Source organism: Gracilibacillus massiliensis, assembly GCF_001458115.1.
Classification (GTDB): domain Bacteria; phylum Bacillota; class Bacilli; order Bacillales; family Amphibacillaceae; genus Gracilibacillus; species Gracilibacillus massiliensis.
Map to the genome: position 1 here is coordinate 30,534 of NZ_CZRP01000008.1, position 17,745 is coordinate 48,278.

Below are 17,745 nucleotides of genomic sequence, written 5' to 3' on the forward strand. Positions count from 1 at the left end.
ATATCCTCATTACATTATAAACAATAAAACGTAAAAAATCAGTTGAATTTATTTATATTTTCACCTAAGTATCGTGATAATACATCATTTAATTTAGTGACCATGTACCTAGCGATTAAAGTTTACGTATCGTTATTGCATAGTATAATAGAGTTGTATTTGACATTGGTGTACATGGTAAAGGAAAGAGATATTAGTGGGGCAAATCATTACTGTCCCTTCTGGAAAAGGTGGTGTTGGCAAAACTACCATTTCAGCAAATTTAGGAACAGCACAAGTCATATAAAATAAAAACATGTGTTTAATAGACGGTGATTTTGGACTTAGAACTTAGATATTCTTTAGAGCTAAGTAATAGAGTGATCTCCGATATAGCAAATTTCTTTGAAGAAAAATGTCAATTTAGCCAAATCCTTATTAATGATAAACTTTTTCTCATTTACTTTTGATTTTTTCATGTTTGCTTAGGACAATATCTATAGTGAGAAAATGGATGTTTACTACCTATGCTTGGTTGTCTTTCTTTTACATCAAAAAAGCAGAGAATAGTAGTCAGAAAATTAAGAATATTTTTATGCGATACTAGTGATAAATTTTTAACAAAGAGATTGAATTCCAAATTTAAACATAAAAAACCCTCCCTGCTCCATAAGAGCAAAGAGGGTAAACCCTTGATATATAAGGTTTTTAACGTTTTGAGAACTGTGGTGCACGACGAGCTTTTTTAAGACCGTATTTTTTACGTTCTTTAGCACGCGCGTCACGAGTTAAGTATCCAGCACGCTTAAGTGTTGCGCGGTATTCTGGATCAGCTTCTAATAATGCACGAGCAACGCCGTGACGAATTGCACCAGCTTGACCAGTGTATCCTCCACCATCAACGTTTACTAATACATCATAGCTACCTTCTGTTTCTGTAGCTGCTAATGGTTGCTTAATAATTGTACGAAGTGTTTCGTATGGGAAGTAAGATTCCGCATCACGATTATTTACAACGATACGTCCAGTACCTGGAACTAAACGTACACGTGCAGTTGAAGTTTTACGGCGTCCGGTACCGTAGTATTGTACTTGTGCCACTATGTTAACCTCCTTTTAATTATCCACGAAGTTCGTAAACTTCTGGTTGTTGTGCTGCATGCTTATGATCTGCTCCACGATAAACATGTAGTTTTTTACCCATTTTACGTCCTAATTTACCTTTAGGTAACATCCCTTTAATTGTTAATTCTAACATTTGCTCAGGATATTTTTCGCGCATTTCACCAGCAGTACGTGATTTTAAACCACCTGGGCGATTCGTAGCGTGACGATGGTATAACTTATCGCTAAGTTTTTTACCAGTAAGTTCGATTTTTTCTGCGTTGATAATGATCACATGATCACCAGTGTCAACATGCGGTGTATATGTTGGTTTATGCTTTCCGCGAAGGATAGAAGCAATTTCACTTGCTAAACGACCTAACGTTTGACCTTCTGCGTCTACAACAAACCATTTGCGTTCAATATTAGCTTCATTTGCCATGAAAGTTGTTCGCATGATCGGTTACCTCCTAAATCTGTTGATTCTCTCTTATATTTTGTCCGAATTTATATTCTAACACGAGTAACTTTCCGGGGCTATCCGTGGTTTAGAAAATAAAATGCCATAGATCATAATATAACATTCTACAAGGTTTGTCAATAGATTGCACGCAAGGATTCGTTGTTTTTATTAACTTTTTTCCTGGTAGCTTACTTCCCACAAATAAAGACCTTGAGCTGGAGCGGTATTTCCTGCTTGGGAACGATCTTTTTGACTGATGATTTGTAGAATATCATCTGGATTTCTTTTATTTAATCCTACTTCCAGTAGAGTACCGACGATAATCCGGACCATATTATACAAAAAGCCAGTCCCTCTTACCTTAAATATAATATTATCTCCCGATTGCTCAACAGAGATATTAGTAACTGTCCGAATCTTGTCTCCTTTTACATTCGTATTCGTTCCACAAAAAGAGGTAAAGTCATGGCTACCAAGGAAATGGTTAGCCGCTAGCTGGATAGCTTTAAGATCAAGCTTATCTTTTACAAAATAATAAAAATTTCGCTTAAAAATATCTCTTTTATCCGAATTCAAGACAAAATAACGATATTCTTTCTCTTTCACGTCAAAACGCGCATGAAAATCCTCGGTTGCTAACTGGATGTCTACTACCTCAATATCATCAGGCAACATCGTATTTAATGCTTTTTTCCAATTGACTAAAGGAATCTCTAAATCAGTATCAAAGTGAATAACCTGGCCTACCGCATGCACACCTTGATCTGTTCTACCTGAAGCTATTACTCTGACTGCTTTTCCTTTATGCATTTTTGTCAGAACATTTTCTATTTTCCCTTGGACTGTTCTTCCATTTGGTTGAATTTGATAACCAGAAAAATGAGTGCCATCATAACTTATGGTTGCTTTCAATCTCATCTTATAAGCTCCTTACGACCGTAAATTAAAGAAGATAATAATGATTATGACGTATACTAATATGGCGATATAATCAATTCTTGTTAGTTTTAGTTCTCTCAGTTTTGTTCTACCTTCACTTCCGTTGTAACCCCTAGCCTCCATGGCCATTGCTAATTCCTCCGCTCGTTTAAAAGCACTAATAAATAAAGGAACTAATAAAGGAACAATCGCATACATTCGATCTTTCATAGTTCCTGTGCGAAAATCGACACCACGAGATGCTTGTGCTTTCGAAATTTTCTCGGTTTCTTCTAACAGTGTCGGAATAAATCGGAGAGAAATCGACATCATTAAAGCTAATTCGTGCACAGGTACTTTGATCTTTTTGAGAGGTGCAAACAATTCCTCGATAGCATCGGTAATTTCCATTGGAGATGTGGTTAAAGTTAATAAGGAGGTTACTAACACAAGCAGTAAAAAACGTAGTGAAATAGTTAATCCTTGGATAACTCCACCTTCATACACTTTAAAGTTGCTGATTTCTAATAGAACAGGTCCTTCTTTTGTAATAAATAAATGCAGAATAAACGTAAATATAATTAAAAACCAAACAGGTGTAATTCCTTTTAAAATGTAAGGCATACTGATTTTGGATAGTAAAATAAGCATTAATGAAAAAAGTGCCAACCAACCATAACTTAGTACATTATTAGCAAAAAAAACAATAATTACGAAGCTAAATATTGTTATCATTTTAGTACGAGGGTCTAATCGGTGTAACGAGGAAGTGCCTGGTACAAATTGTCCTATGATCATAAATGATTTCATAACCGTTTATTCTCCCTAAAATGATCGACGATTTCCTTTGCTAATTCTGCAATTGATTGACGGTGATAACGGATTGATCCATCAAATCGGTGATTGAAATCATCAATTAATGTAAGAACTTCCGGCACATCAAGATTTACTTCTTGTAGCTGTTTTGTTTTGGAGAATATTTCTTCTGGATTGCCTTCCATATGTACTTCTCCATTTGCTAATACGATGATCCGATCGGCATATTTAAGCGCCTGATCCATTTGATGTGTTACCAAAATCGTTGTCATCTGTCTTGATTGATGTAACTGATAGAACATATCCATTATATCGTATTGTCCTTTTGGATCTAATCCTGCTGTAGGTTCATCTAGAATTAAAACCTCTGGCTCCATTGCTAGTACACCCGCAATCGCTACTCTGCGCATTTGTCCGCCACTTAATTCAAATGGGGATTTGTTTAAAATATCGGTTGGTAATTCTACTTTTTCCATGGATCTTATGACACGTTGTTCGATTTCTTCTTTAGGCACTCGGAAATTATGTGGACCAAAGCTAATATCTCTTTCCACTGTTTCTTCAAAAAGTTGATGCTCCGGATACTGAAAAACAATGCCTACTTTTTCTCTTAACTTTCTCAAATCCTGTCTTTTATTATCATTTGATAATAGGAAGTCTCCTACATGCACCTCACCTTCTGTTGGTACTAATAAGCCATTTATATGCTGTAGCAGTGTGGATTTACCTGATCCGGTATGGCCGACAACTGCGATATATTCTCCAGATGAAATCGATAGATTGATATTACGGATTGCTTGATAGGCAAAAGGCGTATGTGGTTGGTAGGTATATCCTACTTGTCTAAATTGGATGTCCATAATTGCTTAATAAACTCCTCATGATTTAATGGATATAAGGCAAATTGATAATCGTATCTTTCTAATTCTAATGCAAGTTGAACAGTAAACGGTAAAGTCAATCCGATTGATTCTAATCTCTCATGATGTGTGAATAATTGTTCCTTGGTGGTATCCAAGTATATATTGCCGTTATTCATAACAATGACACGGTCTGCTAAAATGATTTCATTTAAATCATGCGTAATCATCATCATTGTCATTTTCTCTCGCTTCTTTAATTCCTGTATGGTCGATAAAATCTCTTTCCGACCTTTAGGATCTAACATGGAGGTTGCTTCATCTAGTAATAATATCTCCGGTTTAATTGCCATAACACTTGCGATAGCCACTCGTTGCTTTTGTCCTCCCGAAAGATGATGTGGCTCATGGTTGATATATTGATCCATGCCAACATTCATCAAACTTTGATGGATTCGATCCACCATTTCAGCTCGTGGTATTCCTCGGTTTTCTAACCCAAAAGCAACATCATCTTTTACGGTGGTCCCTACAAATTGATTTTCAGGATTTTGAAAAACCATGCCAACTTTCTTACGGATCTCCCATACATTAGATGTTCGAATCTTTTTTTCATCTATTAGCACTTCACCACTCTGTGGTGTTAACAATCCATTTACTAGCTTAGAAACAGTAGATTTGCCTGAACCGTTATGTCCTAAGATTGCCACCGTCTGGCCTTCCTCTATCGTCAAATTAAGATTCTTTAATACATATGGAGATTCTTCATTATATCGAAAAAAAACATTTCGAAACTCTATCGCTGACATTGAAATAGCTCCCTTGATTGCTATATTTCCCGGGTAATATTATTCTCTCATTTTACCATACTCCGACGGAAAGAGAAGTGCTAAGAAAAACCGGGGAAGCCCACTCGGTCTTTTTAGTAGTAATTTTGAAATGGATAATAGATTTAAAATCTGCTAGGCTTGCCCACTTCGCTTTCCAGGGAAAACGCCACTGCATAGAAAACACTACGAAAGCTTGCTTGAGTAGATGTTGCACTTGTGCCCGTGGTAAAAGGGAAGTGGGCAGCCGCAGCGGTGGATTCATATACACTACATTTCAAAATGAATACTTTGATAACAAATGTCTTGATACCGCTGATTATAAGCTTTCCTTGCTTACAAGGCAAAAGCGCCTATTACATTTTTAAATCTCAACCAGAGTGATGTTTGTATTACAAAAAAAGGGCTTGGATGCACCTCGTAATGAGAGTAGCTCCTGCCCCTTGCTTTTTGGTATTCAATTATACTAATTCAATGACTGCCATTTCAGCCCCATCACCGCGACGAGGTCCTAATTTAAGCACTCTTGTGTATCCACCTTGGCGATCTTCATAGCGACCTGCGATGTCGCTAAACAGTTTTTGTACAGCAACTTCATTTTCATTTGCTTCTGCATTATATAAAAATGCAGCAGCTTGACGACGAGCATGAATATCACCGCGTTTACCAAGTGTAATCATTTTATCTACAACCGAGCGTAGTTCTTTTGCTTTCGCTTCCGTTGTTTCTAAACGTTCATGTACAATAAGGTCAGTAGCTAAACCACGTAACAGTGCTTTTCGCTGATCCGTTGTACGTCCTAGTTTTCTAGCCATGGATTATCCCTCCTTCATTAGAGATCTCTAAAAGGTGTCATGATTAATCTTCGTTACGTAGACCTAAACCTAAATCTTCTAATTTATGTTTCACTTCTTCAAGTGATTTACGACCTAAGTTACGAACTTTCATCATATCTTCTTCCGATTTATGAGCTAACTCTTGTACCGTGTTAATACCTGCACGTTTCAAGCAGTTATAAGATCTTACTGATAAATCAAGTTCTTCGATTGTCATTTCAAGAACTTTTTCTTTCTGATCTTCTTCTTTTTCAATCATAATTTCAGCATTTTTTGCTTCGTCCGTTAAACCAACAAAAATATTCATATGCTCCGTAAAGATTTTAGCACCTAATGATACTGCTTCTTCTGGGCGAATACTTCCGTCTGTTTGAATATCAAAAGTAAGTTTATCATAATTGGCATCTTCACCAATACGAGTGTTTTCCACTTGATACGTTACTTTAGATACGGGCGTGAAAATAGAGTCCACTGGAATAACACCAATTGGACGATCTTCATGGTTGTTTGTGTCAGCTGGACGATATCCTCGACCGCTTTGTGCTGAAATTTTCATTTTTAAATGACCATTACTACCTACTGTAGCAATGTGAAGATCTGGATTTAAAATTTCGACATCACTATCAAAAATGATATCTGCAGCCGTAACTTTTCCTTCTCCCTGTACATCTACTTCTAGCGTTTTTTCTTCATCTGAATAGATTTTAAGAGCAAGTTGTTTTAAGTTTAAGATAATAGTTGTGACGTCCTCGACTACTCCTTCAACTGTTGAAAACTCATGTAATGCTCCATCCATTTGAACAGATGTAACAGCAGCGCCAGGAAGTGAAGATAATAGGATACGACGCAAGGAGTTACCAAGTGTAGTACCATATCCACGTTCTAGTGGTTCTACAACGAATTTACCATAGGTAGCATCATTACTGATCTCTACTGTTTCTATTTTCGGTTTTTCAATTTCGATCATCTATTAAACCCTCCTCTAAAACGTCGAAACCCCGGTTAGACCTTCGTCTAACCGAAATTCCCCAGGTAGGCAGTTCCCGTTTCTGCACTATGCAATTCTGTCGAACGCAAATGGTGTATTGAATCCATATTCTTAAAAAACTTTATTAAGCTATCATAAACCATTATAGACAGATTAACAAATAATATACTGTGATTATTATACTCGACGACGTTTTGGTGGGCGACAACCATTGTGAGGAACTGGCGTTACATCCACAATAGCTGTTACTTCTATACCTGCTGCTTGAAGTGAACGAATTGCTGCTTCACGTCCAGCACCAGGTCCTTTCACTGTAACCTCTAAAGATTTCACACCATGATCCTGAGCTGTTTTTGCTGCAGCCTCAGCAGCCATTTGTGCTGCAAAAGGTGTAGATTTTCGAGAACCTCTAAAGCCTAGCGCTCCTGCACTACTCCAGCTAAGTGCATTACCTTGTACATCAGTAATCGTAACAATTGTATTATTAAATGTAGAACGGATATGTGCAATACCCGTGTCTATATTCTTTTTCACTTTACGTTTACGTGTATTTGATTTACGAGCCATAAGTTAGCAAACCTCCTTTTATCTTATTTCTTTTTGTTAGCCATTGTTTTTCTTGGACCTTTACGAGTACGAGAGTTGTTCTTCGTTTTTTGTCCGCGAACTGGTAAGCCACGGCGATGACGCACACCACGATAGGATCCAATTTCAATTAGACGCTTAATGTTAAGAGATACTTCACGACGAAGGTCCCCTTCCACTGTATAGCTGTCCATTTTTTGACGAATTTGACCTAATTCTTCTTCTGTTAAATCACGAACACGAGTGCTTTCATTCACACCAGCTTCTTCTAATACTTTCTTAGCAGTTGTTTTCCCAATACCATAAATATAGGTTAAAGCAATCACTACACGTTTATCACGCGGAATATCTACACCAGAAATACGTGCCATAGATTGATTACACCTCCTTATCCTTGTTTTTGTTTATGCTTAGGGTTTTCGCAAATTACCATTACTTTCCCTTTACGACGAATTACCTTGCATTTTTCACAAATTGGTTTTACAGATGGTCTTACCTTCATCTTCCATACCTCCTCTTGTATCGGAGCATTTTATTTATAACGGTACGTAATACGACCTCTTGTTAAATCATATGGAGAAAGTTCAACCGTTACTTTATCTCCTGGTAAAATACGAATGAAGTGCATTCTAATTTTCCCAGAAACATGTGCAAGTACGGTGTGGCCATTCTCTAGTTCAACTTTAAACTGTGCATTCGGTAAAGTATCAATTACTGTACCTTCTACTTCAATTGCATCGTCTTTCGCCATCGAGTTGATCTCCCTTCTTCAAATCTGTCACATATTCTTCGACAAATTTATTAATAGCATAACGCAATTTACCATTGGTTACGCGCCCTGTTTCGAGAAGGCTTCTTTGAACTTCAGGAGACACAAAACGTGTGAACGTAATATGTTGGATGTTTTTTTTCTTCGGTCGATCATATTTACGCCTGTCTCCATCCGCCAACAACACAAAACGACTGTCTACTTTTTCAATAACAATTGCAAACTGACCTGCTTCGCGTCCCTGTAGGATTTGAACAACCTGACCTAATTCCGGATAACTCTCCGTTTCGCTCAACCATCATCACCTTCATTTTGGTTTTACGTTATACTTTTTTAGTTAGTATCATTATACCAACTTTAACGATAAATAATTAAGAAATTGTCTTTAATTTTTCGTTAATATCGTTAAATACACTGTTAATTTCTTGAGAGCCATTAATAGTGACTAAGTCACCTTTGTTTGAGTAGAAGTCTAGCATTGGTTGTGTTTGTTCGAGATTAACTTCTAAACGATTCTTTACGGTGCTTGGCTGATCATCTTCACGTTGGATAAGTGTTTCACCATCTTTATCACATATTCCCTCTTCCTTAGGAGGATTAAAGATTACATGATATGCAGTTCCACAAGTTGGACAAATACGACGTCCTGTCAGACGCTCTACTAATTCATCCTTGTTTACTTCTACGTGTAAGACATAATCAATCGAGCGGTTCATCTCGGATAATAATTGATCAAGTGCTTCAGCTTGTGCTAAAGTACGTGGAAAACCATCCAATAAGAACCCTTTATTACAATCGTCTTTACTTAATCTTTCTTTCACAATTCCAATCGTTACTTCATCTGGAACAAGAGCACCTTCATCCATATAGCTTTTAGCTTTCTGTCCAAGCTCTGTTCCTTCTTTAATAGCTAACCGAAACATATCTCCAGTTGAAATATGAGGGATGTCATATTTTTCTACTATTCTCTCTGCCTGTGTACCTTTACCAGCACCAGGTAGTCCCATAAGGATTAGATTCAACGATTTTCCCCTCGCTCTCTGTCTAGTCCGCTTGAAATAAAAACTTTATTTAATAAAGCCTTTATAGTTACGTTTTACTAGCTGTCCTTCTAATTGTTTCATCGTCTGTAATGCAACACCGACTACAATTAGTAAACCAGTTCCACCGATTTGAACGGATTGTGGTAAGCCTGCCAAATCACCTAAAACTAGTGGTAAGACAGATACCGCAGCTAAAAAGATGGATCCAACAAATGTTAGTCGATACATAACACGTGTTAAATAAGTCTCCGTTGTTTTTCCTGGTCGAATTCCAGGAATATAACCGCCTTGTTTCTTCAGGTTGTCAGCCATTTGTTCAGGGTTAACTTGAACAAATGTATAGAAATACGTAAATGCGATGATTAGCACAACGTATATAACCATACCTGTTGGGTTTGTATAATCAAAAATGTTCGAAATTGTCGATGCAATCTCATTATTCTCAAAGAAACCTGCGATTGTTCGCGGTGCAATGATAAATGAAATAGCAAAGATAACTGGAATTACCCCTGCAGCATTTACTTTTAACGGTAAATGTGTAGAGTGTCCTCCTACTGGCGAACGATTCACTAAACGTTTTGCATATTGTACAGGAATTTTACGTAATGCTTGTTGGATGAAAATAACTCCAACCGTTACCGCAATAACTAGCAATACGATCAACAATACAATAATAATATTTAGGAACAATTCATCATCTGCACCAGATCCAAAATATTGTGCGTAAATTTGATTAACACCATTTGGAATGGCTGCAACGATACCTGCAAAAATCAGGATTGAAATACCATTACCAACACCATTTGCAGTAATTTGCTCCCCTAACCACATTAGGAATGCAGTACCACTTGTTAATACAATAGCAATAACTAGGAACTTACCTACGCCAGGGTCAGAAATTAATAGACCGCCTGACATAGCATTAAACCCTACGGACATAGCACAAGCTTGGATGAATGCTAAGCCTATCGTTGCATATCGAGTCACCTGTGCTAGCTTTTTACGACCCATTTCTCCTTGCTTTTTCCACTCAGAGAATTTTTGAACGACATCCATTTGCAAAAGTTGCATAATAATAGATGCTGTAATGTAAGGCATAATACCCATCGCAAAGATGGAGAAGTTTTGCAGGGCTCCACCACCAAACGTATTGAGTAAGCCAAATACATTTTGTTCATTCATAAAGTCAATAGCAGATCGATCTGTGAATGGAACAGGAATAAACGTTCCAATCCGAAATACTATTAACATGAGAAGTGTAAAAATGATCTTTTGTCTAATATCTGCTACACGCACAAAATTGGAGATTGTACGAAACATTAAATCACCTCAGTTTTACCGCCCGCTGCTTCGATTGCATCTTTTGCTGAAGCAGAAAACTTATGAGCTTTTACGGTTAATTTCTTTTCTAATTTTCCATTTCCAAGAATCTTAACGCCAGACTTTACCTTGCTTATGGTACCTGTCTCAAGTAAAAGCTCAGGTGTCACTTCAGTACCCTCATCATAGTTATTCAATGTTTCTAAGTTAACAATTGCGAAATCTTTGCGGTTAATATTGGTAAAACCACGTTTCGGTAAACGTTGGAAAAGTGGCATTTGACCACCTTCAAATCCTGGACGTACACCTCCACCAGAACGTGCTTTTTGACCTTTATGACCACGTCCAGATGTTTTACCATTACCTGAAGCCATACCACGACCTACGCGGTTACGCTCTTTCTTCGCTTGTGATGGTTTTAATTCATGAAGTTTCATGCGAGCACCTCCTCTTAAAACTAATTTTATTAAACTTCTTTAATATCTACTAAATGTGATACTTTGTTAATCATGCCTCGCACGACAGGAGTATCTTCACGGACTACTGATTGATGCATCTTTCTTAGACCTAACGTTTGTACAGTAGCTTTTTGTACTTCTGATCTACCGATGACACTGCGTTTGAGGGTAATTTCTATCTTGTTAGACATTTTGTTTCCCTCCCTATCCTAACAATTCTTCTACAGACTTACCACGAAGTTTTGCTACTTCTTCAGCACGCTTTAATTCGCTAAGTCCATTAATTGTTGCACGAACCATGTTAATTGGTGTATTTGATCCTAATGATTTAGATAGGATATCACCTACACCAGCAAGCTCTAATACGGCACGTACTGGTCCACCAGCGATAACTCCCGTACCTTCTACAGCTGGTTTCAACAAGATGTTACCAGCCCCGAATTGTCCGTGAATTTCGTGTGGAATGGAAGTACCAACGACTGGTACATTGATTAAGTTTTTCTTTGCATCGTCAATTGCTTTCTTAATAGCTTCTGGTACTTCTTGTGCTTTACCAGTACCAAATCCTACATGACCATTTTTATCTCCGACTACTACCAATGAAGCAAAGCGAAAACGACGTCCACCTTTAACTACTTTTGCTACACGGTTGATTGTTACAACGCGTTCTTCTAAATCCAATTTGTTTGGGTCGATGTTAGTACGCAACATATGTCCCTCCTTTTTTAATTAAAATTCAAGACCTGCTTCGCGAGCAGCATCTGCTAGAGATTTAACTCGACCATGATATAAATATCCACCACGATCAAAAACAACATTTTTTAAGTCTTTGTCAAGCGCACGTTTAGCGATTAACTCACCAACTTGTTTCGCTGCTTCAACATTTCCTGTTGCTTCTAAGTTTAACTCTTTATCTACAGTAGACGCACTTGCTAATGTCACGTTGTTCACGTCATCGATTAGTTGTGCGTAGATATGATTATTTGAACGAAATACGTTTAGACGTGGGCGTTGTTCCGTACCGAATAAATTCTTACGGATACGCTGATGTCTTTTTTGACGCACACTGTTTTTATTAGGCTTTGTGATCATCTAGGTCACTCCTTTCCGCTTGCTACCTAAACTTACTTAGCAGTTTTACCTTCTTTACGACGTACATATTCACCTTCATAACGGATACCTTTACCTTTGTATGGCTCAGGTGGGCGAATCGCTCTAATGTTTGCTGCAACTGCACCAACTAATTCTTTGTCGATACCTTTTACAACAACTCTTGTATTGGCTGGAACATCAATTTCAATTCCATCAATCGCATCTATTTCTACAGGGTGAGAATAACCTGCATTTACAACAAGTTTGTTACCTTGTTTTTGAGCACGGTACCCAACACCTTGAATTTCTAGTGCTTTTTCGAATCCTTTATGGACACCTTCTACCATGTTTCCAATAAGGCTTCTTGTTGTTCCGTGTAATGCTTTGTGTTGTTTGCTGTCACTAGGACGGGCTACAGTCAAAACATTATCATCGATATTAATTTTCATATCACTGCTAAAAGAACGGCTTAATTCGCCTTTAGGTCCTTTTACAGTTACATTATTACCGTCAATTTTAATTTCCACACCTTGTGGAATATCTAATAACTTTAAACCTATACGAGACATCTCTTGCACCTCCTGCCTTCTTGAAAATATCTTACCAAATGTATGCTAACACTTCGCCACCGATAGCTTGCGAGCGTGCTTCTTTATCAGATAATACACCTTTTGAAGTAGAAACGATCGCGATACCTAAACCATTTAAAACTTTAGGTAATTCATCTGCTTTTGCATAAACGCGTAGACCCGGTTTACTAATTTTCTTTAAACCTGTGATAACACGCTCATCGTTAGTACCATACTTCAAAAAGATACGAAGGATTCCTTGTTTACTATCTTCTACGTACTCATAGTCACGGATAAACCCTTCACGTTTTAGAATATCTGCAATTTCTTTCTTAAGATTCGACGCTGGGAACTCCAATTTTTCATGGCGTACCACGTTAGCGTTACGAATACGAGTAAGCATATCTGCAATTGGATCTGTCATAACCATTCTTTTTACCTCCTTCCCTATTCGGGGATTTACCAGCTTGCTTTTTTAACACCAGGAATTTGACCTTTATACGCAAGTTCACGGAAACAAATTCGGCAAAGCTTGAATTTACGGATTACTGAATGTGGTCTTCCGCAACGTTCACATCTTGTGTACTCTTGTACTTGGAATTTCGCTTTGCGTTGTTGCTTAGCGATCATTGATTTTTTAGCCACTCTTTTCCCTCCTTATACGAGCTTTTCGCTTATTTTTGGAAAGGCATGCCAAGTTGTGTTAAGAGTTCAGAAGCTTCTTCGTCAGAATTAGCTGTTGTCACGATAACAACGTCCATCCCTCTAACCTTGTTTACTTGATCATAATTAATTTCCGGGAAAATTAATTGCTCTTTTACACCTAAAGTGTAGTTACCACGGCCATCAAATGCTTTTTTAGAAATACCACGGAAGTCACGCACACGTGGTAGTGATACATCGATAAGCTTTTGAAGGAAATCATACATACGCTCACCACGTAATGTTACTTTCGCACCGATTGGCATTCCTTCACGTAAGCGGAAACCTGCGATTGATTTTTTCGCTTTCGTTACTACAGGTTTTTGACCAGTGATTTGTGATAGTTCCTCAACAGCAGCATCTAGCGCTTTAGAGTTTTGAACTGCGTCACCTACACCCATATTAACAACGATTTTTTCAACTTTTGGTACTTCCATTACAGAATCATAATTAAATTTATCTACTAATGAAGTTACAATTTCTTTATTGTACTTTTCTTTTAAAGCGTTCATTACGTAAACCTCCTTTCATCGCCAGCACTATTTATCTAAAGATTCACCAGATTTTTTAGCGATACGAACTTTCTTTCCATCGCGTACTTCATATCCAACACGAGTTGGTTCGCCAGATTTAGGATCAACTGGCAATACATTTGAAACATGAATTGTTGCTTCTTGATTCAAGATACCACCTTGTGGATTTTCTTGTGAAGGTTTTGCGTGTTTTTTCACGATGTTGACACCTTCCACAAGCACACGATCTTTTTTCGGGAATGAAGCTAATACTTCTCCCTGCTTTCCTTTATCTTTACCTGAAATGATTTGTACTTTATCACCTTTTTTGACATGCATGCTATCCGCACCTCCTTACACGGTTTTTCCGTAACGTGCTTATAATACTTCTGGAGCTAGAGATACGATTTTCATGAATTTCGCATCACGCAATTCACGTGCAACTGGTCCAAAAATACGAGTACCTCTTGGACTTTGGTCATCACGAATGATAACTGCTGCATTCTCATCAAATCGAATATATGAACCGTCTTTACGTCTCACTCCGCTCTTAGAACGTACGATTACTGCTTTAACTACTTCACCTTTTTTAACAACGCCTCCTGGTGTTGCTTGTTTCACAGAACAAACAATTACATCACCAACGTTCGCTGTTTTACGGCCGGAACCGCCTAAGACTTTAATCGCTAGTACCTCACGAGCACCAGAGTTATCTGCTACTTTCAAACGAGATTCTTGTTGGATCATATGCGTGTACCCTCCCTTCGGAACTTATCCGAGCGATCTTTAATTAAATAATTACTGCTTCTTCCACTACTTCTAATAGACGAAAACGTTTTGTTTTAGATAGTGGTTTAGTTTCCATGATACGAACAATATCGCCGATTTTAGCTTGATTGTTTTCATCATGCGTTTTGAAATTTTTTGAGTATTTAACACGTTTGCCATATAAATTATGGAATTTGTATGTTTCAACGACAACAGTGATAGTCTTATCCATCTTGTCAGATACGACACGTCCAGTATAGACTTTACGATCATTACGCTCACTCATCTGAGGCTAACCTCCTTTATTATCCGTTATTTACGCTTAGCTCTCTTTCGCGAACAACAGTTTTCATACGTGCAATTGACTTACGCACTTCACGTAGACGTGCTGTGTTTTCCAATTGACCTGTAGCTAGTTGGAAACGCAAATTGAAAAGCTCTTCTTTTAATGACTTGATTTTTTGTTCAATTTCGGCAGTGGTTAGTTCTCTAATTTCATTAGCCTTCATTGATTTCACCACCAATTTCTTCTCGTTTTACGAATTTCGTTTTGATCGGTAATTTATGTGATGCAAGACGAAGTGCTTCACGAGCTACCTCTTCTGATACACCTGCAATTTCAAACATTATTTTTCCTGGTTTTACAACTGCTACCCAACCTTCGGGAGCACCTTTACCTGAACCCATACGAACCTCTAGAGGCTTAGCTGTATAAGGTTTATCAGGGAAAATTTTAATCCAAACTTTACCACCACGCTTCATATAACGAGTCATCGCTATACGAGCTGCTTCAATCTGACGGCTAGTGATCCAAGAAGAATCAACTGCTTGTAAACCATATTCACCAAAAGCTACGGTTGTACCGCCTTTTGCTTTACCTTTCATATTTCCACGATGTTGCTTACGATGTTTTACACGTTTTGGCATTAACATAATGCTTGCCCCCTTCCTTATTTAGTGTTTTTAGTTGGAAGGACTTCTCCACGATAAATCCATACTTTAACACCTAGTTTACCGTAAGTTGTGTCTGCTTCTGCAGTTCCATAATCGATATCTGCACGTAAAGTATGAAGTGGAACAGTTCCTTCGCTGTAGCTCTCTGATCTCGCCATATCTGCACCGCCAAGACGACCAGATACTTGAGTACGAATACCTTTTGCCCCTGCGCGCATTGCACGTTGAAGTGTTTGTTTCTGTGCACGACGGAATGATACTCGGTTTTCTAATTGACGAGCGATATTTTCTGCTACTAACTTAGCATCTAAGTCTGCTTTTTTCACTTCTACGATGTTAATGTGTACTCTTTTACCAGTTAATTGGTTCAGTGATTTACGCAGTGCTTCAACTTCAGAACCACCTTTACCGATTACCATACCTGGCTTAGCTGTAGAGATAGAAATATTCACACGATTTGCTGCTCTTTCGATTTCAACTTTAGATACAGCACCATCTTTTAAACGTTGTTCAATATATTCACGAATCTTAATATCCTCATGTAAAAGGTCCGCATAATCTTTACCTGCATACCACTTAGATTCCCAATCACGGATAACTCCGACACGAAGACCAGTTGGATTTACTTTTTGACCCACAGATTATCCCTCCTTTTTCTCAGATAGAACCACTGTAATGTGGCTAGTTCGTTTATTGATTTGTGTTGCACGACCTTGTGCACGTGGGCGGAAACGTTTCAATGTAACACCTTCGTTTACATACGCTTCAGACACTACTAAATTATCAGGATTCATTTCATAGTTATGCTCTGCATTTGCGATCGCAGAGTTGATTAATTTTTCAACAACTGGTGAAGCACCTCGTTGCGTGTGTTTTAAAATTGCAATTGCTTCTCCTACATCTTTGCCGCGGATAAGATCGACCACCAAGCGGACTTTACGAGGAGCAATGCGAATTGTTTTTGCAACAGCTTTTGCTTGCATTAGGAGTACCTCCTCTCAATTAACGTTTTGTTTTCTTGTCGTCTCCAGCATGCCCTCTATATGTGCGAGATGGAGCGAATTCGCCTAGTTTATGTCCAACCATATCTTCCGTTACGTATACAGGTACGTGTTTACGTCCATCATATACCGCAATCGTATGACCAACAAAGCTTGGGAAGATAGTAGAGCGACGAGACCACGTCTTTACTACTGTCTTTTTGTCCTCATCGTTAAGTTTGTCAATCTTTTTCAATAAATGATCATCTGCGAAAGGTCCTTTTTTTAAGCTACGACCCATGGATAAGCCTCCCTTCGCGATTGACAGACGGGTATTAATCCCGTCGTTCAACCCCGTTATTTTTTACGTTTACGTACAATAAATTTATCTGATTGTTTATTACGCTGACGTGTTTTGTAACCAAGTGTTGGTTTGCCCCAAGGTGACATTGGTGATTTACGTCCGATAGGCGCACGTCCTTCACCACCACCGTGTGGGTGATCGTTAGGGTTCATAACAGAACCACGAACCGTTGGACGCTTACCTTGCCAACGAGAACGTCCGGCTTTACCTACATTAATTAATTCATGTTCGATATTACCTACTTGACCAATAGTAGCACGGCAAGTCGCAAGTACCAAACGTACTTCGCCTGAGGATAAACGTACTAAAACGTATTTATCTTCACGACCTAAGATTTGTGCTTGTGCACCTGCAGATCTTGCGAGTTGCGCACCACGACCTGGTTTTAATTCAATGTTATGAATGATTGTACCGACAGGGATATCTCCAAGTGGTAAAGCATTACCTAGTTTGATGTCTGCATCTGAACCAGATTCAATCTGTTGACCTACTTGGATTCCTTTTGGTGCAATAATATAACGTTTCTCTCCATCCGCATAATGGATAAGAGCGATGTTTGCAGAACGGTTTGGATCGTATTCGATTGTAGCAACTTTGCCTGGTATTCCATCTTTGTCACGTTTGAAATCGATGATACGATACTTACGCTTGTGTCCACCGCCTTGATGACGAACTGTTAACTTACCTTGGTTGTTACGACCACCACGTTTGCTCAAAGGTGCAAGTAGTGATTTTTCTGGTTGATCGGTTGTGATTTCAGCAAAATCAGATGTTGTCATAAATCTACGACCATTAGTGGTTGGTTTATACTTCTTAATCGCCATCTCTTTTCCCTCCT

33 protein-coding genes are annotated in these 17,745 nt (G+C 38.3%); 1 reads left to right on the top strand and 32 read right to left on the bottom strand.

What is annotated here, in order from left to right:
* Positions 1–196: 196 nt before the first annotated feature.
* Entirely contained in the window at positions 197–286 is a 90-nt protein-coding gene (locus tag BN3107_RS20310; RefSeq protein ID WP_148434604.1) for a nucleotide-binding protein, read from the top strand.
* A 401-nt stretch (positions 287–687) separates the two neighbouring features.
* Here the strand turns inward: BN3107_RS20310 and rpsI are convergent, their stop codons facing one another.
* The 32 genes from rpsI to rplB form a co-directional block, all read right to left on the bottom strand.
* The gene (rpsI, locus tag BN3107_RS00540; protein WP_058305700.1) at positions 688–1,080 is read right to left on the bottom strand and encodes a 30S ribosomal protein S9; all 393 of its coding nucleotides are present in this window, start codon (positions 1,078–1,080) and stop codon (positions 688–690) included.
* Positions 1,081–1,099: 19 nt separating this feature from the next.
* Positions 1,100–1,540 (bottom strand): 50S ribosomal protein L13, encoded by a 441-nt coding sequence (gene rplM, locus BN3107_RS00545; protein WP_058305701.1) that lies wholly within the window; start codon positions 1,538–1,540, stop codon positions 1,100–1,102.
* Between the two features lie 174 nt (positions 1,541–1,714).
* A complete protein-coding gene (gene truA / locus BN3107_RS00550) occupies positions 1,715–2,464 on the bottom strand; it encodes a tRNA pseudouridine(38-40) synthase TruA (RefSeq protein ID WP_058305702.1) in 750 nt (249 codons plus the stop codon).
* A gap of 12 nt (positions 2,465–2,476) precedes the next feature.
* On the bottom strand, positions 2,477–3,274 hold the full coding sequence (locus tag BN3107_RS00555; protein ID WP_058305703.1) for an energy-coupling factor transporter transmembrane component T family protein: 798 nt from the start codon (positions 3,272–3,274) through the stop codon (positions 2,477–2,479).
* Entirely contained in the window at positions 3,271–4,140 is an 870-nt protein-coding gene (locus tag BN3107_RS00560; protein ID WP_058305704.1) for an energy-coupling factor ABC transporter ATP-binding protein, read from the bottom strand. Before BN3107_RS00560 ends, BN3107_RS00555 begins: the two co-directional genes overlap by 4 nt.
* The gene (locus tag BN3107_RS00565; RefSeq protein ID WP_058305705.1) at positions 4,116–4,949 is read right to left on the bottom strand and encodes an energy-coupling factor transporter ATPase; all 834 of its coding nucleotides are present in this window, start codon (positions 4,947–4,949) and stop codon (positions 4,116–4,118) included. Before BN3107_RS00565 ends, BN3107_RS00560 begins: the two co-directional genes overlap by 25 nt.
* Before the next feature lie 479 nt (positions 4,950–5,428).
* Positions 5,429–5,782, bottom strand: coding sequence for a 50S ribosomal protein L17 (gene rplQ, locus BN3107_RS00570; RefSeq protein ID WP_058305706.1), 354 nt, complete (start codon positions 5,780–5,782; stop codon positions 5,429–5,431).
* A 43-nt stretch (positions 5,783–5,825) separates the two neighbouring features.
* Positions 5,826–6,770 carry a DNA-directed RNA polymerase subunit alpha gene (locus tag BN3107_RS00575; protein ID WP_058305707.1) on the bottom strand — a complete coding sequence of 315 codons (945 nt, stop codon included), beginning with the start codon at positions 6,768–6,770 and terminating at the stop codon, positions 5,826–5,828.
* A 198-nt stretch (positions 6,771–6,968) separates the two neighbouring features.
* Complete coding sequence (gene rpsK, locus BN3107_RS00580; RefSeq protein WP_058305708.1) at positions 6,969–7,358, bottom strand: 30S ribosomal protein S11; 390 nt, start codon at positions 7,356–7,358, stop codon at positions 6,969–6,971.
* A 23-nt stretch (positions 7,359–7,381) separates the two neighbouring features.
* Positions 7,382–7,747 carry a 30S ribosomal protein S13 gene (gene rpsM / locus BN3107_RS00585; RefSeq protein WP_058305709.1) on the bottom strand — a complete coding sequence of 122 codons (366 nt, stop codon included), beginning with the start codon at positions 7,745–7,747 and terminating at the stop codon, positions 7,382–7,384.
* A gap of 17 nt (positions 7,748–7,764) precedes the next feature.
* On the bottom strand, positions 7,765–7,878 hold the full coding sequence (gene rpmJ / locus BN3107_RS00590; RefSeq protein WP_003156543.1) for a 50S ribosomal protein L36: 114 nt from the start codon (positions 7,876–7,878) through the stop codon (positions 7,765–7,767).
* A gap of 30 nt (positions 7,879–7,908) precedes the next feature.
* Positions 7,909–8,127: a translation initiation factor IF-1 gene (infA, locus tag BN3107_RS00595; RefSeq protein ID WP_058305710.1), complete on the bottom strand. Its 219-nt coding sequence runs from the start codon at positions 8,125–8,127 to the stop codon at positions 7,909–7,911.
* Positions 8,105–8,440, bottom strand: coding sequence for a KOW domain-containing RNA-binding protein (locus BN3107_RS00600; RefSeq protein ID WP_058305711.1), 336 nt, complete (start codon positions 8,438–8,440; stop codon positions 8,105–8,107). The genes infA and BN3107_RS00600 overlap by 23 nt, the downstream gene beginning before the upstream one ends.
* A gap of 76 nt (positions 8,441–8,516) precedes the next feature.
* On the bottom strand, positions 8,517–9,167 hold the full coding sequence (locus BN3107_RS00605; protein ID WP_058305712.1) for an adenylate kinase: 651 nt from the start codon (positions 9,165–9,167) through the stop codon (positions 8,517–8,519).
* 45 nt (positions 9,168–9,212) lie between these two features.
* Positions 9,213–10,508 (bottom strand): preprotein translocase subunit SecY, encoded by a 1,296-nt coding sequence (gene secY, locus BN3107_RS00610; RefSeq protein WP_058305713.1) that lies wholly within the window; start codon positions 10,506–10,508, stop codon positions 9,213–9,215.
* The gene (gene rplO, locus BN3107_RS00615) at positions 10,508–10,945 is read right to left on the bottom strand and encodes a 50S ribosomal protein L15 (protein WP_058305714.1); all 438 of its coding nucleotides are present in this window, start codon (positions 10,943–10,945) and stop codon (positions 10,508–10,510) included. Before rplO ends, secY begins: the two co-directional genes overlap by 1 nt.
* A 29-nt stretch (positions 10,946–10,974) precedes the next feature.
* Positions 10,975–11,157 carry a 50S ribosomal protein L30 gene (gene rpmD / locus BN3107_RS00620; protein ID WP_058305715.1) on the bottom strand — a complete coding sequence of 61 codons (183 nt, stop codon included), beginning with the start codon at positions 11,155–11,157 and terminating at the stop codon, positions 10,975–10,977.
* 13 nt (positions 11,158–11,170) lie between these two features.
* Positions 11,171–11,677 (bottom strand): 30S ribosomal protein S5, encoded by a 507-nt coding sequence (gene rpsE, locus BN3107_RS00625; RefSeq protein WP_058305716.1) that lies wholly within the window; start codon positions 11,675–11,677, stop codon positions 11,171–11,173.
* An 18-nt stretch (positions 11,678–11,695) separates the two neighbouring features.
* Complete coding sequence (gene rplR / locus BN3107_RS00630) at positions 11,696–12,058, bottom strand: 50S ribosomal protein L18 (protein ID WP_058305717.1); 363 nt, start codon at positions 12,056–12,058, stop codon at positions 11,696–11,698.
* Between the two features lie 32 nt (positions 12,059–12,090).
* Positions 12,091–12,627, bottom strand: a complete 537-nt coding sequence (rplF, locus tag BN3107_RS00635; RefSeq protein WP_058305718.1) for a 50S ribosomal protein L6 — start codon at positions 12,625–12,627, stop codon at positions 12,091–12,093.
* Between the two features lie 31 nt (positions 12,628–12,658).
* Complete coding sequence (gene rpsH, locus BN3107_RS00640; protein ID WP_058305719.1) at positions 12,659–13,057, bottom strand: 30S ribosomal protein S8; 399 nt, start codon at positions 13,055–13,057, stop codon at positions 12,659–12,661.
* A gap of 29 nt (positions 13,058–13,086) precedes the next feature.
* Positions 13,087–13,272, bottom strand: a complete 186-nt coding sequence (gene rpsN / locus BN3107_RS00645; protein ID WP_058305720.1) for a 30S ribosomal protein S14 — start codon at positions 13,270–13,272, stop codon at positions 13,087–13,089.
* A gap of 29 nt (positions 13,273–13,301) precedes the next feature.
* The gene (gene rplE / locus BN3107_RS00650; protein WP_058305721.1) at positions 13,302–13,841 is read right to left on the bottom strand and encodes a 50S ribosomal protein L5; all 540 of its coding nucleotides are present in this window, start codon (positions 13,839–13,841) and stop codon (positions 13,302–13,304) included.
* Positions 13,842–13,868: 27 nt separating this feature from the next.
* Positions 13,869–14,180: a 50S ribosomal protein L24 gene (rplX, locus tag BN3107_RS00655; protein ID WP_058305722.1), complete on the bottom strand. Its 312-nt coding sequence runs from the start codon at positions 14,178–14,180 to the stop codon at positions 13,869–13,871.
* Positions 14,181–14,219: 39 nt separating this feature from the next.
* A complete protein-coding gene (rplN, locus tag BN3107_RS00660; RefSeq protein WP_058305723.1) occupies positions 14,220–14,588 on the bottom strand; it encodes a 50S ribosomal protein L14 in 369 nt (122 codons plus the stop codon).
* Positions 14,589–14,631: 43 nt separating this feature from the next.
* A complete protein-coding gene (rpsQ, locus tag BN3107_RS00665; protein ID WP_058305724.1) occupies positions 14,632–14,895 on the bottom strand; it encodes a 30S ribosomal protein S17 in 264 nt (87 codons plus the stop codon).
* Positions 14,896–14,914: 19 nt separating this feature from the next.
* On the bottom strand, positions 14,915–15,118 hold the full coding sequence (gene rpmC, locus BN3107_RS00670) for a 50S ribosomal protein L29 (RefSeq protein ID WP_035724125.1): 204 nt from the start codon (positions 15,116–15,118) through the stop codon (positions 14,915–14,917).
* Positions 15,108–15,542 carry a 50S ribosomal protein L16 gene (gene rplP / locus BN3107_RS00675; protein ID WP_058305725.1) on the bottom strand — a complete coding sequence of 145 codons (435 nt, stop codon included), beginning with the start codon at positions 15,540–15,542 and terminating at the stop codon, positions 15,108–15,110. Before rplP ends, rpmC begins: the two co-directional genes overlap by 11 nt.
* A 17-nt stretch (positions 15,543–15,559) precedes the next feature.
* Positions 15,560–16,201, bottom strand: a complete 642-nt coding sequence (gene rpsC, locus BN3107_RS00680) for a 30S ribosomal protein S3 (RefSeq protein WP_058305726.1) — start codon at positions 16,199–16,201, stop codon at positions 15,560–15,562.
* Between the two features lie 3 nt (positions 16,202–16,204).
* Positions 16,205–16,546 carry a 50S ribosomal protein L22 gene (gene rplV, locus BN3107_RS00685; protein ID WP_058305727.1) on the bottom strand — a complete coding sequence of 114 codons (342 nt, stop codon included), beginning with the start codon at positions 16,544–16,546 and terminating at the stop codon, positions 16,205–16,207.
* Between the two features lie 19 nt (positions 16,547–16,565).
* Positions 16,566–16,844, bottom strand: a complete 279-nt coding sequence (gene rpsS, locus BN3107_RS00690) for a 30S ribosomal protein S19 (protein WP_058305728.1) — start codon at positions 16,842–16,844, stop codon at positions 16,566–16,568.
* A 56-nt stretch (positions 16,845–16,900) separates the two neighbouring features.
* On the bottom strand, positions 16,901–17,731 hold the full coding sequence (rplB, locus tag BN3107_RS00695) for a 50S ribosomal protein L2 (protein ID WP_058305729.1): 831 nt from the start codon (positions 17,729–17,731) through the stop codon (positions 16,901–16,903).
* Between the last annotated feature and the right edge of the window lie 14 nt (positions 17,732–17,745).

What these genes read in the sequence shown, in the direction of transcription:
- rplM (WP_058305701.1), bottom strand. Translation starts at nt 1,540, where the DNA reads ATGCGAACAACTTTCATGGCAAATGAAGCTAATATTGAACGCAAATGG.
- truA (WP_058305702.1), bottom strand. Translation starts at nt 2,464, where the DNA reads ATGAGATTGAAAGCAACCATAAGTTATGATGGCACTCATTTTTCTGGT.
- BN3107_RS00555 (WP_058305703.1), bottom strand. Translation starts at nt 3,274, where the DNA reads ATGAAATCATTTATGATCATAGGACAATTTGTACCAGGCACTTCCTCG.
- BN3107_RS00560 (WP_058305704.1), bottom strand. Translation starts at nt 4,140, where the DNA reads ATGGACATCCAATTTAGACAAGTAGGATATACCTACCAACCACATACG.
- BN3107_RS00565 (WP_058305705.1), bottom strand. Translation starts at nt 4,949, where the DNA reads ATGTCAGCGATAGAGTTTCGAAATGTTTTTTTTCGATATAATGAAGAA.
- rplQ (WP_058305706.1), bottom strand. Translation starts at nt 5,782, where the DNA reads ATGGCTAGAAAACTAGGACGTACAACGGATCAGCGAAAAGCACTGTTA.
- BN3107_RS00575 (WP_058305707.1), bottom strand. Translation starts at nt 6,770, where the DNA reads ATGATCGAAATTGAAAAACCGAAAATAGAAACAGTAGAGATCAGTAAT.
- rpsK (WP_058305708.1), bottom strand. Translation starts at nt 7,358, where the DNA reads ATGGCTCGTAAATCAAATACACGTAAACGTAAAGTGAAAAAGAATATA.
- rpsM (WP_058305709.1), bottom strand. Translation starts at nt 7,747, where the DNA reads ATGGCACGTATTTCTGGTGTAGATATTCCGCGTGATAAACGTGTAGTG.
- rpmJ (WP_003156543.1), bottom strand. Translation starts at nt 7,878, where the DNA reads ATGAAGGTAAGACCATCTGTAAAACCAATTTGTGAAAAATGCAAGGTA.
- infA (WP_058305710.1), bottom strand. Translation starts at nt 8,127, where the DNA reads ATGGCGAAAGACGATGCAATTGAAGTAGAAGGTACAGTAATTGATACT.
- secY (WP_058305713.1), bottom strand. Translation starts at nt 10,508, where the DNA reads ATGTTTCGTACAATCTCCAATTTTGTGCGTGTAGCAGATATTAGACAA.
- rplO (WP_058305714.1), bottom strand. Translation starts at nt 10,945, where the DNA reads ATGAAACTTCATGAATTAAAACCATCACAAGCGAAGAAAGAGCGTAAC.
- rpmD (WP_058305715.1), bottom strand. Translation starts at nt 11,157, where the DNA reads ATGTCTAACAAGATAGAAATTACCCTCAAACGCAGTGTCATCGGTAGA.
- rpsE (WP_058305716.1), bottom strand. Translation starts at nt 11,677, where the DNA reads ATGTTGCGTACTAACATCGACCCAAACAAATTGGATTTAGAAGAACGC.
- rplR (WP_058305717.1), bottom strand. Translation starts at nt 12,058, where the DNA reads ATGATCACAAAGCCTAATAAAAACAGTGTGCGTCAAAAAAGACATCAG.
- rplF (WP_058305718.1), bottom strand. Translation starts at nt 12,627, where the DNA reads ATGTCTCGTATAGGTTTAAAGTTATTAGATATTCCACAAGGTGTGGAA.
- rpsH (WP_058305719.1), bottom strand. Translation starts at nt 13,057, where the DNA reads ATGGTTATGACAGATCCAATTGCAGATATGCTTACTCGTATTCGTAAC.
- rplE (WP_058305721.1), bottom strand. Translation starts at nt 13,841, where the DNA reads ATGAACGCTTTAAAAGAAAAGTACAATAAAGAAATTGTAACTTCATTA.
- rplX (WP_058305722.1), bottom strand. Translation starts at nt 14,180, where the DNA reads ATGCATGTCAAAAAAGGTGATAAAGTACAAATCATTTCAGGTAAAGAT.
- rplN (WP_058305723.1), bottom strand. Translation starts at nt 14,588, where the DNA reads ATGATCCAACAAGAATCTCGTTTGAAAGTAGCAGATAACTCTGGTGCT.
- rpsQ (WP_058305724.1), bottom strand. Translation starts at nt 14,895, where the DNA reads ATGAGTGAGCGTAATGATCGTAAAGTCTATACTGGACGTGTCGTATCT.
- rpmC (WP_035724125.1), bottom strand. Translation starts at nt 15,118, where the DNA reads ATGAAGGCTAATGAAATTAGAGAACTAACCACTGCCGAAATTGAACAA.
- rplP (WP_058305725.1), bottom strand. Translation starts at nt 15,542, where the DNA reads ATGTTAATGCCAAAACGTGTAAAACATCGTAAGCAACATCGTGGAAAT.
- rplV (WP_058305727.1), bottom strand. Translation starts at nt 16,546, where the DNA reads ATGCAAGCAAAAGCTGTTGCAAAAACAATTCGCATTGCTCCTCGTAAA.
- rpsS (WP_058305728.1), bottom strand. Translation starts at nt 16,844, where the DNA reads ATGGGTCGTAGCTTAAAAAAAGGACCTTTCGCAGATGATCATTTATTG.
- rplB (WP_058305729.1), bottom strand. Translation starts at nt 17,731, where the DNA reads ATGGCGATTAAGAAGTATAAACCAACCACTAATGGTCGTAGATTTATG.